Below are 18501 nucleotides of genomic sequence, written 5' to 3' on the forward strand. Positions count from 1 at the left end.
ATAATCATTCTATGATTAGAAAATTTTACCCATTTAAAAGTGTGAGCCATAAGAAATGATTCTCATTTTTAATGATTATATTTGCATCTGTATTGTATACAACTGGTATTAACGCTTTTATTCAAACTGCTGGAACATTTTCGTTGGGTGTTGGCTCAATTGCAGGTCTTATAACTTATTCTTACAAAGAATTATTATCGTATTTCTCGTTGTTTTATTTATTGCTTAATCTGCCGTTGATTATATTTTTTTGGAACAAAGTTAAGAAAATATTTATGTATAAAACATTGGTTTTTCTGCTTAGCCAAGCAACATTTAGTCTTATCTTCATATTTAGTGATTTGTTATCTTGATTTAATGATGTCATTGATCGCCATGATATCCAAAAAGATGGGTGACCTATCATTGTGTTACCAATTTTCGGTGGTATCATTTGTGGTTCAGCTATTGCTATTTCATATATGTTTGGTGGGTCTAGTGGCGGTACTGATATTATTGTTTTTTATTTATCCACAAAGAAAAAGATTGCCATTGGCAAGTTGGCATTAATTGTATCGATGACAATTTTGTTGTTTTCGTTTTCGATATCTATGCTACTATACAGTGATAAAAGAAATAATTGATATTTAACACTTTTAGGAACACTGATATCCACAATCATAGCATCTTTAATTATTGATATGCTATATCCCAAATATTCTAAAGTTCAACTTGAAATTCATTCGAAAATGACAGAAGAGGTTAAATCATATCTTTCTAATATAAACAATCCTCATTCTTATTATTCTTTTATGGTTACATCAGGTTACACCAAGAGAAAAAGAGAAGTAATTCAAACATCAATTTTATTACTTGAAGCCAAGCGAATGATTAAGGACCTAAAGAAAATTGATCCTAAAGTATGGGTTTCTGTAACAAAGGTTAATACCATCATTGGAAACTTTAACACTATTACAGTTGATTAATCCAAATAATAAAATTGGCTAAAGGCCAATTTTATTATTAACTATCTTGATTGTTTCTTGAGCAACTAATTTTGCTTTTATTCTGCCCTCTTCAGTAATCTTATCCACTAGTTTTAAACTTTCTTCAAATCGTGATTGCAAATCAATTAAAAATTCACAAACAACATTAGCAACAGCATTTTTAAAATCCTTATAATTATCATCTTTGAATTTATCTGCCGCATCAATGATGGATATACCTTCTAATGAAGAATAAATGGTTAAAAGATTTCTAATGCCAGGCTTTTCATTTGATATGTAAACCTTTTCCTCAGAATCAGTGGCAGACTTCATTATTTTTTTTCTTGCTTCATCTGGTGAATCATTTAAGGAAATGAATGATTTTTTAGATGGGGATGATTTAGACATTTTTTTATTAGGATCTGTTAATGACATAATTTTAGCTCCTTCTTTAGCTATTTGAGGAGCTGGAATCTTAAATACATCACCATATCTATTGTTGAATCTTATGGCAATGCTTCTAACTAATTCTAAATGTTGCCTTTGGTCTTCACCAACAGGTACATAATCTGGGTTATACAACAAAATATCTGCAGCCATTAAAGCAGGATATGTAAGTAGGCCAGCTTTAATTTTTGTTGTGCCATTTTTACTGTTTGATTTTTGAACTTTATCTTTAAATTGAGTCATTCTTGACAGTTCACCAATTGTGGTTTGGTTTTCTAAAATTCATAGTAGTTGTGAGTGTTCAGCAAGAGATGATTGATAATAAATTGTGGTTTTTATTGGATCTAGGCCTGCAGCTAAATAAGTTGCAACAATATTTTTCCTGTTTTCTCTAAGAGTTTGTGGATGAATATCAATTGATAAGGCATGTAAATCTGCAACAAATATAAACATTTCATTGTTATCTTGTAACTCAATAAATTTTTGGATAGCACCAATATAATTTCCGATAGTTAATATCCCGGTTGCTTGAATACCACTAACCATTCTTTTTTTCATAATAGATTAATTATATATAATTAATTTATGAAAACTAAAGATAAAATAATATTGATATTCATATCTATTATCACACTAGGCATTTATCCGTTAATAATATTCAGAAAACAAAAATTTGTTGAAACATCTGATGAACTTTCTAGAAGTAATTCATCTATTATTGATGTTAAAATCTTGATCAATTTGTTAGGTGGAAAAGAAAACATATTGTCTACAAATAATACACACACGAAAATAAAAATTTATTTTCGTGATAAAAAAAAGGTAAACATAGATGAAATTAAATCATCGAAAGGTGTTTCTGGTATATTCATTTCATCGGATGCTATAACCATTATTGTCGGAAATTCAGCAAAATTTCTTAAAGAACAACTCAATTAAGCATTTTTTTGTGCCTGTTTATCTGTTATGGAAACAATTATTACTGGTCTTCTTCTTTTGTTTTTGAAAAAGAATGGCTCTACTCTGCTTTTAACAGAAGCCTTGATATCTTCTGATATCCAATTTTTTTTATTTTTAATTGTATAAAGAGCTGCTCCATGAGCCAATCTTTGAACTTCATTCATTAAATCTCTTGAATCGTTAATAAATAATGCTCCTCTTGAGATCATTTTACTTCTACCAACAATGGTGTTATCTTTTGAATTAATTGTTATTGAAAAATGAATAAAACCATTTTCTCCAAGTTTTTGTCTTTCGCCAATAGCCGTTGCTGTTCCTCTTGTGGCGTTTTTACCATCTATATAAATGGGACCAGGATCAATAAATTCTTTTGATTTGGTTAAAACATGGTTTTCTAATTCTAGAACTTCACCATTTTCAATTAAAAAAACATTTTCTTTCTTAATTCCAGATTCAACAGCAGTAAGGCCGTGAACTGCAGATTGCCTATAAGCTCCATGATATGGAACAAAATACTTGGGTTTTGTTTTATTGAAGATTGTCATATGTTCTTCATGATAGGCATGACCTGATGTATGTAACATACCATCAATTTTATTTTCTTTAATTTCAGCACCAACTTTATATAAATTATTAATTAGACTTTCAATTTTCATTCTATTGCCGGGAATGGCCGATGAAGAAAAAATAACAACATCTTTATGCTTTAATTTTACTTGTAAATGTTTTCCAGTAGCCATTCTTGTAAGGGCTGCTAGTTCCTCGCCTTGAGATCCTGTAGATAAAATCATAATTTCATTATCTTTGTATTTTTCAACTTCTTTTTTATCTATCAAAACACCATCGGGTATTTTCATGGCACCCATTCCAGTAGTTATTTTAATTGTATTAACCATTGATCTACCAAATGGAACTACTTTTCTCTTATATTTAATGGCTAAATCTATGGCAACTTTAGTCCTATTAACGTTTGATGCAAATGTTGTAAAAATAACTTTTCCCTCTGTATCTTTTACTATTTTTTCAATATCTTTTAAGATCTTTTGTTCAGTAGGAGAATGGTTTTCGGACATAGAATTAGTTGAATCTGAAATTAAAACATCAATACCATCTTTTGCCATTTCTTCTAATTTAGTAAAATCAGTTAGATTTCCAATCGGTGTATAATCAAATCTAAAATCGCCAGTATCAAAAATATTTCCATTAGGTGTTTTGACACGAATTCCAAATGAATCAGGAATTGAGTGTTGTGATGTCCAAAAATCAAGCGACAGATTTTTAAATTTAAACTGCTTTTCTGCAGTTATTTCCACAAATTCAACCGGGACAGTAATTCTTTTATCTTTAAGTTTATATTTTAAATAAGCAATAGCTAAACTTGGGGCATATATTTTTTTAATTTTAACTTGTTGAATTAAATATGGAACTCCACCAATGTGATCTTCATGTCCATGAGTTATAAATAAACCATGAATCTTGTGTTCATTTTCTTTTAAATATGAATAGTCAGGGATGATTCCTTCGACACCTGTCTCCATTGTATTTGTAAATTTTATCCCAGCATCTATTATTACTATTTCATCCTCATGTTCAACAACAATTGTTGTTTTACCGATCTCCATCATTCCACCCAATGTGAAAAGTTTTGTTTTAGACATACCGTCTCTCCTTTATGATTATTTTTTAAAAAACTAAGAACTTTAATATAACTAGTATAACAAAAATAAAAGCCCCTATAGCAATGTTTCTAAGTTAGGATAAGAAATTAAGACAATTAAAAGCTAAGCATAATTCTAGATGAATTGGCTTGGCTTTTTATATTCTAAGTTCTTTTGTATTCTATCATAAGTGTAATAGTTAATATAATCATTTATTATTTTGTTATGTCCACATCTAAGTGTACCTAGAAATTTCATTATAAAAGGCACTTTGCCTTACAATTGGGTTACTGACTAATTAGAAAGAAAATAACCAATGAAATTATACAAACATTTAGCATTAGATAAAGCCAACAAAAATTATCAAGATATGACATTAGTAGGGAAACAGGCATATCCAACGGAAAGATAAGAAGACGTTTGAATAGCTGTAAAAGAGAAGTGTGAAGTAAAAATAAACAAAAACTATTGACAAGGTCCTCACATCCGTATCTATTATAGTTTCAAGCAATACTAGCAGCAAAGAGATCAGACGAAAGTTAATCAGGCTTATATGTGTACTTATGAATCCGAAGTAATTTACCTAAACTTTATTAAGGCTTGTAAACATTTATTTCACGAAAAAAATATTGGAGTAAAAGCTAAAAGATCCGTTGATGAATTTATGAAGGAGTTCAAAAAAAGATATCCTGATGGATATGCACCCAAAAGGAGTTGAATATATTACATGGCAAAATCCATCCCCTATTTCTAATAATTCTTATATATCTTAATTTTGTCTTAAACAAAAATGTTTTCTAGACACAAAAACACATCCCCTTCTGAACTTGGAATATGTCTATCAATTTTTATTCTAGCTTATATAGCAATGTTTCGTTATCTTTTTTAATCCATAGATTATTTGTGACTTTGTTAGTTTTTGTGTTTAGTAACTTTGTGATGTTTTATTGTTTGATCTTTTATTGGAAATATATAAACTTATATAATTTTATTAATTTATTCAGATATTTCATGATTATCTACCTAGCATGTCAGTCATTAAAAGTCTTTTGTTATAGATTTTATGTCTATATTATGTTTAATAATCAATTTTATGCAAAAATATAGTGATATATTGTAGTGCCATTCATTAATCATAATTCCACTTTATTGCTAAAAGGTTATCGCACCTAAAGCAATGTTTCGTTATCTTTTTTTAATCATTTATTTTTTTTATGGATTTTATCAACAAACAACACACCATTCAAATGATCATATTCATGTTGTAATACCACTGAATGATAACCAGTTTTAGTTATTGTTACATCTTTCTTAGCAAAATAGGAATATCCTTTCATGATAATTTTGAATCTGCGATGAACCAACCCTTCTGTATTCGTATCGTTTTCATCAACAGACAAACATCCTTCTCCGCTTTCTAATGCAGTTCAACTTTGACTTTCAGCAACGATGATCGGATTAATTAAAAACTCCTTAAATTCAGGTATTAAATCATTTTCTGGAACATTTATATAAAACATTCTTTTAGAAACACCTAATTGTGGTGCTGCAATGCCGGCCCCCGCTCTTAACTTGCTCTTACTACTTTGAGAATCATCTATATGTTTAATCATTGTATTAATTGTTAATTTATCTTCATCAGAAATAGGAAAGGTTACATCTTTTGCTCTTTGTCTTAATATTTTATTTGGCGCAATAATTAATTTCATATATTAATTTTATCATGGTAATATTAAAATATGTTAAGAGTTATCGCCGGTAGTTATAAAGGAAGAAAATTAAGTCAACCAGATTTTGGTATTTCAAGGCCAACTTCAGATAGAACAAAAGAAGCTTTGTTTTCAATGATTCAGTTTGAAATTAATAGGTCAATTGTTTTAGATTTGTTTTCTGGATCTGGAGCAATAGCAATTGAATTTGCTTCTAGAGGTGCAACGAAAATTATTGCGATTGAAAAAAATAATTCTGCCATTGAAATTATTAATAAAAATTTAAGTAATATGTCAATTAATAATGTTTCTGTTGTTAAAAACGATGTGACTACATACTTACCAAGATTATTAGGAACCAAATTCGATTATATTTATATGGATCCTCCATATCTTGATATTAAACTTTATAACAAGACCCTTGAAGATATTGTGAGACTATCACTTTTAAAAACAAATGGAATTATAATTTTGGAAACATCTAAACCTCAACTGATTAAAATTCCTGATAACATTGCGATACAGAAAACAAAGAAATATGGGAAAACTACTATATTGCTTTTAGCAAATAATATATAATTTGAATATGAATAATAACAAAATAATTATTTTTACTGGCCCATCTGGTGTTGGAAAAGCTACTTTAGAGAAGTTGCTTTTTGATAATGAGGATTTAAAATTAGAGTTTTCCATATCAGCAACAACAAGAAAACCCAGAAAAACTGAAAAAAACGGACAAGAATATTATTTTTTAACAGAAAAGGAATTTGATCAAAAAATTGATGATGGAGATTTTATTGAATGAAATGAACATTTTTCAAATAAATACGGAACACTTAAATCCGAAATAAAAAGGATACAAGATAACGGAAATCTTCCCTTCTTAGAAGTTGAAACATTTGGAGCAGAAAATATTTTAAATGAGTTAAACAAAGAAGATGTTATTAGTATTTTTGTTGAACCTCCATCTATAGTGGAATTAAAAAGAAGAATTATTTATCGTGAAACAGAGTCAATAATTGAAATAGATGAAAGAATGAAAAAAGTTTATGAAGAATTAACTAAAACCAATATTTTTGATCTTGTTGTTGTTAATGATTATCCTGAAAAAGCTGTCGCTAAAATTAAAGCGTTCATATTAGGGAATATATAATGGAATTTATTGTTAAAACAGACATAGGTGTTGTTAGATCAGAAAATCAAGACAGAGCAAATGTATTTCAAAAAAATGGGGATATTCTTGCCGTATTATGTGATGGCATGGGTGGTCATGAGGGTGGTTTGCATGCTTCGCGCATTACGATCGATACCTTTGAAAGAGAATTCAATAAAAAATTACCAAGTAATCATAATGATTATGATAAGTGGTTTACAAATACTTTAAAAAAATCTAAAAAAAATATGGAAAAGTTTGTTGGTTCTGATTCGTCATTAATGGACATGGGGACAACTATAACAGCGGCATTAATTAACAAGAAAAAAATCCATATTTTTAATGTAGGCGATTCTAGAACATACGTTTATAATGGCCTGCTTCATCAAATAACAATAGATCATAATCTTAGAAATTACTATATAAATAAATTTGGATATTCAGAAGAAAATGCAGCTACAGTTATTGGGGCTGCCGCTTTAACATCAGCCTTAGGACCCAAGAAAAAGGCTTTTGCTGAGCAATTTTTAATTGAAAACGATGAAAAAACCAAATATGTTATTTTAACATCCGATGGAATTCATGATTATATTGCAAAACCTAATTTTGAAAAAATAATTGCAGCAGATGCTTCATTGAATAAAAAAGCTATGACGTTGATAAGACAAGCCATAAAAGGGAAATCGTCTGATAACTTAACGATTATTATTTTGGAGTTAAACTAATGATTGAATTATTAAAAGATAAGTTTGATATTATTAGGGAAATTGGTTCAGGAGGTATGGCTAAAATATTTTTAGCTAAAGATAAAGTCCATGAAAAAGAAGTTGCTATTAAAATTCTTATACCTGATAAAAAAAACTCTTATGTTGCAAAAAAAAGATTTAAATCAGAAATGGAGCTCACACAAAAGGTTAATTCACCATATGTTATTAAAATATTTGATGCTGTTTGAGAAGATGATTTACAATACATTGTTATGGAGTATGCTGAAGGTGAAATTCTCAAAAATTATATCGAAAAAAGAACAAGACTTACAGTTGATGAAACAATTGAATTCATGAAACAATTAACTCTTGGGTTTGAAGAAATTCATAGCAAAAATATTATTCATAGAGATGTCAAATCTTCAAACGCAATGGTCACACTTTATGGTGGTATTAAAATCATTGATTTCGGGATAGCACTTACAGAAGGATCTGAAAGGCTAACTAAAACGGATAATGTTATCGGATCGGTTCACTACATAGCACCCGAAATAATTAATCAAGAAGAACCAACATTACAATCTGACATTTATGCACTCGGAATTTTGATGTATGAAATGCTAACTGGAGAGGTTCCTTTTAAGGAAGCTAATCCATTAAAAACAGCTTTAAAACATAAAAGTTCCAATGTGCCACATGTCAATAAATCATTTAAAAATATACCACAATCAGTGGCTAATATTGTTATTAAAGCCACTAGTAAAAACAGGAAAAATAGATATAAAACAATGTATGATTTTTATAAGGATTTAACTACCTCACTTTCAAAAACAAGATTATATGAAGAGGTCATAAGTTTCGGCCCTAAAAGGAAAAAATCTTTTACAAAAATTATCAATTCACCATTTTCTCTTGGTGTGATTATTACTGTATTTGTATTCTTGCTAATAATATTCATTGTGTTATTAGTGGTATTGGTGATTTAATGGAAGGACAAATTATCCAAATACTTGCTGGTTTCTATGATATAAAAAGCAAGGGTGAAATTTATAGATTGCGTGGTTCTGGTAAATTAAGAAACTCAAGGATTGTCCCGCTGGTGGGTGATTATGTTAGATTTGAAAATAATGAAATGCTTACAACAATATTGGACCGAAAAAATTATTTAGATAGACCTAAAGTAGCTAATGTTGACCAAGTTCTTATTGTGATATCTCTTGTAGACCCTGAGTATTCATCATTTATGTTAAATAAGTTTTTATCCATTATTGAAGATAAAAATATAAAACCCATCATTTTGTTTACAAAGACAGACCTTTCAGAAGTTAGTTATCTTGAAGAATATCGAAGTCAGGGTTATGATGCACATGAAATTTCAAATAAAAATGGTGATGGTATACAAGATATTATAGGTATATTCAAGGGTAGGTTATCGGTGTTTACTGGTCAAACAGGAGTCGGAAAAACATCAACAATTAATTCATTAGCAAAAACTGATTTTGAAGTACAGGAAATATCAAAATCCCTTGGGCGAGGTAAGCACACTACAAGAGTTACGAAAATCATTCCATGATTTAATGGACAATTAATTGATAGCCCTGGATTTTCGTCACTAGAGTTTAATTTAACAAAGCACCAACTATCAAGATCATTTCATGATTTTAGATTATATTCAGCTTTATGTAAGTTCTCAAGATCATGTTCTCACGACAAAGAGGAAGATTGTGAAGTCAAACGACAATTAAAAAATGGTAGTATATCAAAACAAAGATATCATGATTATTTGAGACTACTAAAGGAGGTAAGTGATGACTAAGATTTCAGCATCCATATTGTTCAAGGATAATCAAGTTGACTTAATAAATAAACTAATTGGAAGTGGTGTTAAAACAATCCACTATGATTTAATGGATGGACATTTTGTGACTGGTTTATCATTACCTACAAAGAGAATAATAGAATTAGTTAAAACCACAAACAAGCATATTGTTGATATTCACCTTATGTCTAATAATGCCAAAGAAAATATCGAGGATATTGTAGAAGTGGCAAATTATATTACCATCCACATTGAAGCTTTTCAAAATAAACAAATAATTAATAATCTCTTAAAAAAATATGTTGAGAAGAATATAGGGATTGCATTAAACCCTGAAACAAAGATTAGTAAAGTATTTGAATTTTTACCACATATTTCTCATGTTTTGGTAATGTCTGTTGTTCCTGGAAAAGGTGGCCAATCATTTATCGAGACATCGTTAGATAAAATTAAGGAATTAAGAAAAGAAATTCAAAGACAAGGGCTCAATGTCTTAATTCAGGTTGATGGTGGCATTACTTATGAGACCGGACCCAAGGCAATTAAGGCTGGCGCAGATTCATTGGTGTCTGGTTCATTCTTAATACAACACATAAATGATCATGATTTTTTTGAAAAAATAGTCCAAAAAAAGAACTAAGCAATAAGTCCTTTTTTCTTTAGAGTTTTAGCTGTTTTAGCTGACACTTTAACGTTTTTCTTTTGTCCATTATCCATAATTGTAATTTTTTGGAGATTCAGATTAAATTTTCTTTTTGTAGCATTAAGAGCATGTGATCTGTTGTTTCCAGATAAAGCACCTTTACCACTTATATCATCTTTTCTTGACATGGTTCCCCCTTGACTTTTAATTTATGGAATTATTATAACAATATTTATCACCTAAAGCAATTTTATTTATTCATTTGTTTTATCTTACACTAACAAAAGAATTAAATCAAGGTATAATTAATTTAATTAAAATGGAGAAAAAATGAATAAACAATTTGAACAAAAAGTATTAGATAATATTTCACTTGTGCCTGGATTAGTTGGTTTATCATCATTAGATTTCATGAATGATGCGAAAAAGCTAAACACAAATAACTTAAAGGCAGGAACATCATATGAAGAAACTAGCAAAGGCAATATTATAAGAGTAGCTATATTTATTAACAAAAATGTCAGAGCAAAATTAATTTGCACGCAGATTCATTCAACAATAGTGCAATTATTTAAAAAAAGTAACAAAAAGCTAAATAAAGTTATTATTTATGTAATGGGGATTATCTAATGAAAACAATTAATGGAACAAAATGAAAAGAATTGCTTGAATCTGGTGTTAATGCCATTTCAAATAACATTGATAGAATTGATGCTTTAAATGTATTTCCAGTTCCCGATGGTGATACAGGATCTAACATGGGTGCAACTGCGCTATCTGCATTTAAAGATATAACTAAAATTAACTCTGATGAAATTAGTGTTGTTTCAGCAAAATTCGCTAGGGGTATGTTGCTTGGAGCAAGGGGTAACTCTGGGGTTATCGTTTCTCAAATATTTAAAGGATTATCTATTGGATTTGAAGATAAATCCACAGTAAATGCTTTTGATATTGTTGAAGCTTTCAAGCAAGCAAAAATTTATGGTTATAAATCAGTTATGAAGCCTGTTGAAGGTACTATGTTAACTGTTATTAGATTAATTTCAGAAGATTTAGAAAAAACAATTACTCCAGCTATGACGATTGAAGAGATTTTTGAAGAAGTGGTTAAATCAGCAAGAACTGCTTGTGATTTAACACCTTCTTTGCTTCCTGTTCTTAAAGAAGTTGGTGTTACTGATTCTGGCGGAGAAGGATTATTTCTGATTTTAGAAGGTATTTTGCTTGCCCTAAAAGGAAAACATGTTAAGTTATTAGCTGTACAAGCTGGTACCGACAACATTTCATTTATAAAACTTGAGAATGATAACCATGAAGGATTATTTGGTTATTGTACAGAATACATACTTCAATTGGATGCGCCCAAGCAATTCAAAATAGGAAAATATAGTGAAAATCTTACGAAAATGGGTGATTCAATCGCTACTGTTCATGATGATGATATTCTAAAAGTGCATCTTCACACTTTAAATCCTGGTAAAGTCTTTACTTTTGCGCAAAAATATGGTGAATTTGTAAAACTTAAATCAGAAAACATGACATTGCAAGCAAATGAATCTGCAGGTAAAAAACAAGCCAATGCAAGAATTAACAAAAATAATACTGATGAAAAAGTAAATATTGCTATTATTTCATGCAATATTGGTAGCGGCATTATTAATGACATGAGGGACTTGGGTGTTGATTTTATTATTGAAGGTGGTCAAACAGTGAATCCTTCTGCGGCAGTTTTCATTGATGCGATTAAAAAGCTTAACACTAATAAAATTATCATTCTTCCAAATAATTCAAATATTATTTTAGCTGCTCAGCAAGTTGCTCAAACTATCAAAGATAAGGAAATAATTATCGTTCCATCAAAAACACAACTTGAGGGATTAGTGGCCATTATGAACTTTGATAGAGACTCGACTTTAGATGGTAATAAAGAAGAAATGTTAGAAGCGATTAGTACTATGAAGACAGGACAAGTGGCAAAAGCATCAAGAACGACAAGAATCGAAGGAGTTAGTATTAAAGAAGGGGAATATTTAGCAATTGCAGAGAAGAAAATTTTAAAAAGTACGAATTCATCTGTGAAATCTGCCATTGCTATCTCAAAGAAACTGATTGACGATGATACTGAAGTTGTTACTATTTATTATGGAGATGAATCATCAGCAATTGATGCTGAAGAACTATCTTCATATTTAGAAACTCATTTTGATGTTGAAGTTGAAGTTAAAGACGGAGCCCAACCGTTTTATCATTTTTTAATTGGGTATGAATAAAGGAGATTTTATGAAAAGAATAGCATTTGATGTAATGGGTAATGATAATGGTGTTAAAAATGGTGTTTTAGCAGCGTTAGATTTTTCTGATAAATTTTTAGATTATACATTTATTCTTGTCGGATCAAAAGTAGAAATTAATAAGTATGTTAAAGAAAGCGAACGAATCAAAATTATTGATATGCCAGAAATTGCTAATAAAGATATAGGAGCAAGAGCAGCAAGATTAACTAATAACTCAATGTCGGCAGCTATTAATCTTGTTAAAGACGGCAGTGCAGATGCCGTTATTTCTGCTGGAAATTCTGCAATCTATCTCTCAATGGCAACACTATCACTAAAAAGAATGAATGGTGTTAAGAGACCGGCATTTATGGCAGTTTTTCCAACTATTATTAAGGATCAAAGATTTGTTATGACAGATGTTGGGGCTAATTTAACTGTAACACCTGAAATGCTTATGCAATGAGCTACTTTAGGGTCTTCATTTTCTAATGCTGTCTTAGGGATTGAAAACCCCAAGGTTAATATTGTTAATATTGGTGAAGAAGACTCAAAAGGTCCAAGTGTTTCAAAAGAAGCCAATTTAGAGCTAAAAAAATCTAAAATTATTAATTACAAAGGGTTTATTGAACCAAAAAATTTACTGTCCGGAAAAACTGATGTTGCCATTGTTGATGGCTATGCAGGTAATATGATTTTGAAAACTATGGAAGGTACAATGTCATCACTGTTTAATATAATAAGAACAAATTTAAAATCAAAATTAAGATACAAAATTGGAGCATTAATTTCAAAAGGAGCATTTACTCAGATTAAGGAAGACCTTAATTATAAATCAGTTGCATTAGCATGGGTTGTGGGATTAAAAAAATTTGCCATAAAGATTCATGGTAATTCTGATCGAGAATCATATATGGGCGCCTTTACAGAACTTTCAAAAGCTCTTGATAATGATGCGTTAGCTAAACTGCAAAAGGAATTTAATAAATAATGTCTCTTGTCAAACTATTTGAAAAAATAAATTTAAAACCAAACAACAAGGATTTATATTATGAAGCATTAACACACTCTTCATTTGTCAATGAAAAAAGAAGCGGTAGGTCATATGATCGGTTAGAATTTGTGGGAGATGCATTGGTTGCCGCTGAAATCGCTATTTATTTATTTAATAAATTTGAAGATATTGACGAGGGAACTATGACAGTTATACGAGCGAATTTTGTAAATAGTGAGGCTCTTGCTAATTACTCAAGAGCACTTAATTTACAAAATTTGATTCGTGTTGGTAATGGTGCTGAAGAAATAAGAAATAATACTAAAGTTCAGGCAGATCTTTTTGAATCATTATGTGCTGCGATTTATTTTGATTTTGGCATTGGAAAATTAAGAATGTTTCTTAAATTTAATATTTTTAAGGATATTGATAATTCAAAAGGAGCAGCTATTAAGAATCCTAAAACCATTTTGCAAGAATATTTACAATTAAATTTTAGGGGCGTTATTAAGTATGAAACAACCAAAAAAAGCGATATGTTTCATACTTATGCTATTTTCGACGGTGTTAAACTTGGTAGTGGAGTTGCTAAATCCAAAAAACAATCAGAAATTGAAGCTGCTAGAAATGCATTAGATAAATATAATAAAGGCGGTGATAATGAAACTAATTAAACTTGAAACAAAAGGTTTTAAGTCATTTGCTGATTTGACATCACTTAGATTTGATGGGGGAATTGTTGGGATAGTGGGTCCAAATGGTTCTGGTAAATCTAATATCAATGATGCCATTAAATGAGTGTTGGGAGAGACATCTGTTAAATCACTTCGTGGTGATTCTATGGAAGATGTTATTTTTGCTGGATCAAAGACTGTTAAAGCATTGGATCAAGCGTTTGTTTCACTTACTTTTGATAATTCTGACCAGGCCGTTTCTTTAAGACATAAAATATTCACAATCACAAGAGCAATAAAAAGGGGTGGTGGAAGTAAATACTTTATTAATGGCGAAACAGCTAGATTAAAGGATATTAAAGAAATAGCTATGGAATCAGGGATTAGCAAATCTTCACTTGCGATTATTTCACAAGGAACAGTATCTGATATATCACAAGCTAGCCCTGATCAAAGAAGAGGCATCTTTGAAGAAGCTGCCGGTATTTCCAAGTATAAAAATAGAAAAAACGAAGCATTAAGAAAATTAGAAAAAACTTCAGAAGCGTTTGAAAAAATCAAAACTGTTGTAAATGAGTTAGAAAGACAGTTAGTTCCCCTGAAAAAACAAGCTGACAAAGCAAGAGTCTATCTTGATAAGAAAAAAGAGCTTAAAGATGTAGAAATAGGACTAATAGTTGAAGATATAACATTTTATTCTCAAAAATTACAAGAGTTAAACAGTGATTTAGAAAATGTGCTTGCCACAAAAGACGATCTTAATCATAGAATTGATAAAGCATCAGATTTAATGGAGTCAAAAACATCATATAAATTATCACTTGAAAATGAAATTATGGATCTGAATGCCAAGTTTCAAGATATTTCGGAAAAGTTGAGAAATATAGAAGTTTCTGATTCACAATTGTCAGCTAAACGAAAAATGATCATTGATGGTTCTATATCATCAACAAACGACGCTAAAATTGCAGCTATGAAAGCCGAATTAGATGTTTTAAGATCTAAAGTGCACCAATACAACTTATGAGAAGAAAAAGCCAAAATTGAGATCGATGAAAAAAGATCATATATTTCAGATGTCCAAGCCAACATTTCTTCATTTAATATTGACGTGGAAAAATCCAAATCAGATTTATTAAGAGTGAAAACAAGAGTTTTAGTGTTAAAAGAATATCAAAGTAAAAAAACTAATTTATTCTCAGGAACTAAAGCTATTGTGGAAAATTCATCTATTTTCCCAGGTTTTCATGGTATTGTCTCTAATCTTTTTGACGTTCAAACTGATTATAGAACTGCCATTGAAAGTATTTTGAATAATGCCCTACAAAACATTGTTGTAGCCAGGTCTGAAGATGCTGTTAAATGTGTTAACTTTTTAAAGAAAAATAACGCTGGTCGAGCAACATTTATCCCTTTGGCATCCATTTCACCCAAGGGCATTAGACAAGAACATATTCAAGTGATGAATTCATTAGAAGGATTTGTTGGTATTGCTCATGAATTAGTGGACGTTAAACCTCAATTTGAAATATTAAAGAAATTTATGCTTGGAAACATTATTATTGCTCAAAACATTCAATTTGCTAATGAAATTTCTAAAAAACTTGATAAAAGATACATGGTTGTGTCTCTAGATGGTGATGTTATTAGGGTGGGGGGTGTTATTTCTGGTGGTACAAAATCAAGAACAAAATCAATGCTTGGTGTTGAAGATCAAATTATGGCACTTGAATCAAATATCCCGCCTCTAGAAGCGGATATTCAAAGCAAAACAAGGCAGCTAAATCAATTATCTAATTCCATCAACGAAGATCATGCCTTTATTGCTGAATTAAACATTGAAACTGCCAAGATTAGAGAAAAGCGTTCAATTGTTAACACTCAATTCTCAACACTTAAAAATGAATATGAAGCCTTAACACAAACAACGTTAGAGTTCAATGACGAAGTTAAAAGCATCGATTCAATTCAGACATTGGATGCTGAAAAATCGTCAATCCAGGCGCTTTTGAAAGCTAAAAGGAATACTGTGATTGATCATAACAACGTTTTAGCAAGAATTACTATTGAAAAAACAGAATTAGAGAAATCTATTCGGAAATTAATGGATGATTCTTCGGAAAAAATGTCTGAGAAAAATCAAGCCGAATACATTCTCAACTCCTCGAAAGAAAGATTGTCAGAAGAGTACGAAATTACTATTGAATCAGCTTCTGAGAAATATTCTTTAAAAATAGATAGAGAAGCAGCAAGAACCATCGTTTCCGGCCTAAGATCAGACATTAGAGAGCTTGGTAATGTTAATATTGATTCTATCCAGGATTATGATGAGGTTCATGCAAGACATGAAAGAATTGATGCTTCACGTGAAGAGCTATTCAATGCACAGCAAACTATTTTATCCGCCATTGATAAAATGGATGAAATCATCATTGCTCGGTTATCACAGACAGTTTTAGATGTTAATAAAGAAATGGACATTATCTTTAAAACGATGTTTGGAGGGGGCTTTGCTGAAGTTAAATTCATTGACCCTAATAATCCCCTTGAAACTGGAATTGATGTCATTGCTCAACCTCCTGGCAAGACCGTGAAGAACCTTAAGTTATTTTCAGGCGGGGAGAAAGCATTAGTTGCTATTTCGCTTCTATTTGCTATTTTAAAGTCAAAGCCATTACCCTTATGTATTCTTGATGAAGTTGAAGCGGCGCTTGATGATGCTAATGTTATTAGATTTGCAGATTATTTACAAGAATTAAAAGCAGATACTCAATTCCTTGTTGTTACACACCGTGTAGGAACCATGTCAAGGGTGGATCATTTATTTGGTGCCACAATGCAACAAAGAGGTGTTACAAGTATGTTTACAGTTAACCTAAAAAAAGCTAACGAATTGATAAAATAAGAAATAAAGTGTTTCAGAAAATAACATATTTTATTAAATAGTTATTAGAATGTTAAAAACAGCTCTTTTTTAGTTGATTTATGCACTTTTTTAACTTATTTTAACATATTTTTTTTACTTATTATCTATTATTTATGAGCTTTCTTGGTATAATCAATATATGAAAAAAATTGAAATAGTAGTAATAGCAAATGACAAAGAATTTATTAATAAAGCAGCGAAAGAATGAGAAAAATATTTTCAAATCGAATTGATTATAATTGAGCCGCATGAATTTGATTCTATTAAGAAAAAAAAGATAGATATTTTGTTTATCGAAAATAATTCTAAGGATATTTTCAAAATAAAATATCACAAAATGTTTAAAGACAGAAGCCATAGATTTAATTTAATTGCATTCAAAAAGGAACAACTTGAAGATGATAAAAATATATTTAAAAAATTATATGACAGAATTGTTTATACTCACATTGAGGAACTTGCAATATTAGACACAATTGCAATTTTAAGACGACATTGGAACGCAAACTTTAAAGTTACAACGATTATCTATAAGTCTATTGTTGCTGATTTTCTAGAAAATAAAATTTTCGTAGATGGTACTAAAGTTAGTCTTACTTCTAAAGAAACATCTTTATTAAAGTTTTTACTCTTAAATAAAAACAATTATATTTCCAAAAATGAATTATTTAGGAAAGTTTGAAACGTTAATGATTATGATCGCACAAGAGTTCTTGACCAAATTATTTTTAAACTGAAAAACAAAATCGGGCGTAATTATTTCCATATCTCACGGAAAGAAGGAATCAAAATAATATAATGACAATAGATCTGCATGGCTACACCGAAGAAGAATCCATCCCTGTCATATTAGGGGCGTTTTTAGAGTTTGAATCTAATCCCGATTTAACAATTGAATTGATAACGGGGAATGGCTATGTTTTAAGAGATGTTGCAATTGAGTTAATTGAAGAAGAAGGTTTAGTGTGATCTTTACTTGGCAAAAACACTGGGGCATTAATGATTACTAAAAAATAGACTAGTTAAACCTGGAAAAAAATATTTTACACTTCTAATATAAAAGGAGTGTATTTTTTTATGACAAAACACAAAATAAGAGATCAATGAATCAGGTTATTCAAAGAATACGAATTAGAAACTATAAACTGGGTGATATATTTTGAAACATTAGGTTTAAAATAACATAGCATCGCAAGAAATAGACATGCAAGAACAATGGTCAATAAACAAATGTATGCTAAAGCAAAATTTATTAATAAATATAAATTATGAATAATAAATGATAATTTATTCATGAACAACAAACATGAAAAAGAAGGTCAGAAAAAGAGATTAAAGAAGTTGTTTCTAAATTTAACAGATGAGGAATTAAAGAAAATTGCCAAAAGATACTTCGAGATAATTGAAGACAAAGATAAGAAACATGAAGCAAGTAGAATTAAAATAAATAATTCAAGAAAAACTTATATATATGGTTTATATAGAACTATTTTTTATAAAAAAGCAAACCTAAAATATATACATTCCATTATTTAAAAGATAAAATATTTAAAGTTTTCCATGAACACAAAAG

General features: G+C 29.8%; 20 protein-coding genes. 16 read left to right on the forward strand and 4 right to left on the reverse strand.

The window, feature by feature from the left end; translation table 4 throughout:
• The first annotated feature begins 11 nt into the window (after window positions 1–11).
• On the forward strand, window positions 12–965 hold the full coding sequence (locus tag O3I44_RS01385) for a YitT family protein (protein WP_303717408.1): 954 nt from the start codon (window positions 12–14) through the stop codon (window positions 963–965).
• Window positions 966–983: 18 nt separating this feature from the next.
• Here the strand turns inward: O3I44_RS01385 and trpS are convergent, their stop codons facing one another.
• Entirely contained in the window at window positions 984–1970 is a 987-nt protein-coding gene (trpS, locus tag O3I44_RS01390; RefSeq protein WP_303717409.1) for a tryptophan--tRNA ligase, read from the reverse strand.
• 27 nt (window positions 1971–1997) lie between these two features.
• Between trpS and O3I44_RS01395 the strand changes: the two genes are divergently transcribed.
• A complete protein-coding gene (locus tag O3I44_RS01395) occupies window positions 1998–2351 on the forward strand; it encodes a PTS sugar transporter subunit IIB (protein ID WP_303717410.1) in 354 nt (117 codons plus the stop codon).
• Here O3I44_RS01395 and O3I44_RS01400 read toward each other — a convergent pair.
• Together O3I44_RS01400 and def are read right to left on the reverse strand one after the other, a co-directional pair.
• A complete protein-coding gene (locus O3I44_RS01400; RefSeq protein WP_303717411.1) occupies window positions 2348–4030 on the reverse strand; it encodes a ribonuclease J in 1683 nt (560 codons plus the stop codon). The two genes, O3I44_RS01395 and O3I44_RS01400, sit on opposite strands and share 4 nt — an antisense overlap.
• Before the next feature lie 1169 nt (window positions 4031–5199).
• Window positions 5200–5739 (reverse strand): peptide deformylase, encoded by a 540-nt coding sequence (def, locus tag O3I44_RS01405; protein WP_303717412.1) that lies wholly within the window; start codon window positions 5737–5739, stop codon window positions 5200–5202.
• 30 nt (window positions 5740–5769) lie between these two features.
• On the opposite strand from def, the gene rsmD reads away from it, so the two are divergent.
• Genes rsmD through O3I44_RS01435 form a run of 6 tightly spaced genes read left to right on the forward strand, consistent with a single transcriptional unit; the run spans window position 5770 to window position 10058 of the window.
• On the forward strand, window positions 5770–6318 hold the full coding sequence (gene rsmD / locus O3I44_RS01410; RefSeq protein ID WP_303717413.1) for a 16S rRNA (guanine(966)-N(2))-methyltransferase RsmD: 549 nt from the start codon (window positions 5770–5772) through the stop codon (window positions 6316–6318).
• 7 nt (window positions 6319–6325) lie between these two features.
• Window positions 6326–6892 carry a guanylate kinase gene (gene gmk / locus O3I44_RS01415; RefSeq protein WP_303717414.1) on the forward strand — a complete coding sequence of 189 codons (567 nt, stop codon included), beginning with the start codon at window positions 6326–6328 and terminating at the stop codon, window positions 6890–6892.
• Entirely contained in the window at window positions 6892–7617 is a 726-nt protein-coding gene (locus O3I44_RS01420) for a PP2C family protein-serine/threonine phosphatase (RefSeq protein ID WP_303717415.1), read from the forward strand. Before gmk ends, O3I44_RS01420 begins: the two co-directional genes overlap by 1 nt.
• Entirely contained in the window at window positions 7617–8585 is a 969-nt protein-coding gene (locus O3I44_RS01425) for a serine/threonine-protein kinase (protein ID WP_303717416.1), read from the forward strand. Before O3I44_RS01420 ends, O3I44_RS01425 begins: the two co-directional genes overlap by 1 nt.
• Complete coding sequence (rsgA, locus tag O3I44_RS01430; RefSeq protein WP_303717417.1) at window positions 8585–9415, forward strand: ribosome small subunit-dependent GTPase A; 831 nt, start codon at window positions 8585–8587, stop codon at window positions 9413–9415. The genes O3I44_RS01425 and rsgA overlap by 1 nt, the downstream gene beginning before the upstream one ends.
• On the forward strand, window positions 9408–10058 hold the full coding sequence (locus tag O3I44_RS01435; protein WP_303717418.1) for a ribulose-phosphate 3-epimerase: 651 nt from the start codon (window positions 9408–9410) through the stop codon (window positions 10056–10058). The genes rsgA and O3I44_RS01435 overlap by 8 nt, the downstream gene beginning before the upstream one ends.
• Here O3I44_RS01435 and rpmB read toward each other — a convergent pair.
• A complete protein-coding gene (rpmB, locus tag O3I44_RS01440) occupies window positions 10055–10249 on the reverse strand; it encodes a 50S ribosomal protein L28 (RefSeq protein ID WP_303717419.1) in 195 nt (64 codons plus the stop codon). The genes O3I44_RS01435 and rpmB overlap by 4 nt on opposite strands.
• 142 nt (window positions 10250–10391) lie before the next feature.
• Here rpmB and O3I44_RS01445 point away from each other — a divergent pair, with 142 nt between their 5' ends.
• The 8 genes from O3I44_RS01445 (at window position 10392) to O3I44_RS01480 (ending at window position 18464) form a co-directional block, all read left to right on the forward strand.
• Window positions 10392–10691: a hypothetical protein gene (locus O3I44_RS01445; protein WP_303717420.1), complete on the forward strand. Its 300-nt coding sequence runs from the start codon at window positions 10392–10394 to the stop codon at window positions 10689–10691.
• A complete protein-coding gene (gene fakA / locus O3I44_RS01450) occupies window positions 10691–12331 on the forward strand; it encodes a DAK2 domain-containing protein (RefSeq protein ID WP_303717421.1) in 1641 nt (546 codons plus the stop codon). The genes O3I44_RS01445 and fakA overlap by 1 nt, the downstream gene beginning before the upstream one ends.
• Before the next feature lie 10 nt (window positions 12332–12341).
• Window positions 12342–13325 carry a phosphate acyltransferase PlsX gene (gene plsX, locus O3I44_RS01455; protein WP_303717422.1) on the forward strand — a complete coding sequence of 328 codons (984 nt, stop codon included), beginning with the start codon at window positions 12342–12344 and terminating at the stop codon, window positions 13323–13325.
• A complete protein-coding gene (gene rnc, locus O3I44_RS01460) occupies window positions 13325–14002 on the forward strand; it encodes a ribonuclease III (RefSeq protein WP_303717423.1) in 678 nt (225 codons plus the stop codon). Before plsX ends, rnc begins: the two co-directional genes overlap by 1 nt.
• Complete coding sequence (locus O3I44_RS01465) at window positions 13989–16907, forward strand: SMC hinge domain-related protein (protein ID WP_303717424.1); 2919 nt, start codon at window positions 13989–13991, stop codon at window positions 16905–16907. Before rnc ends, O3I44_RS01465 begins: the two co-directional genes overlap by 14 nt.
• A gap of 160 nt (window positions 16908–17067) precedes the next feature.
• Window positions 17068–17727 (forward strand): winged helix-turn-helix domain-containing protein, encoded by a 660-nt coding sequence (locus O3I44_RS01470; protein WP_303717425.1) that lies wholly within the window; start codon window positions 17068–17070, stop codon window positions 17725–17727.
• The gene (locus tag O3I44_RS01475; RefSeq protein ID WP_303717426.1) at window positions 17727–17945 is read left to right on the forward strand and encodes a hypothetical protein; all 219 of its coding nucleotides are present in this window, start codon (window positions 17727–17729) and stop codon (window positions 17943–17945) included. Before O3I44_RS01470 ends, O3I44_RS01475 begins: the two co-directional genes overlap by 1 nt.
• 276 nt (window positions 17946–18221) lie before the next feature.
• Window positions 18222–18464, forward strand: coding sequence for a hypothetical protein (locus O3I44_RS01480; RefSeq protein ID WP_303717427.1), 243 nt, complete (start codon window positions 18222–18224; stop codon window positions 18462–18464).
• Window positions 18465–18501 lie beyond the last annotated feature (37 nt).

Source organism: Candidatus Mycoplasma mahonii (genome assembly GCF_030550815.1).
Taxonomy (GTDB): Bacteria; Bacillota_I; Bacilli_A; order Mycoplasmatales; family Metamycoplasmataceae; genus Mycoplasma_O; species Mycoplasma_O mahonii.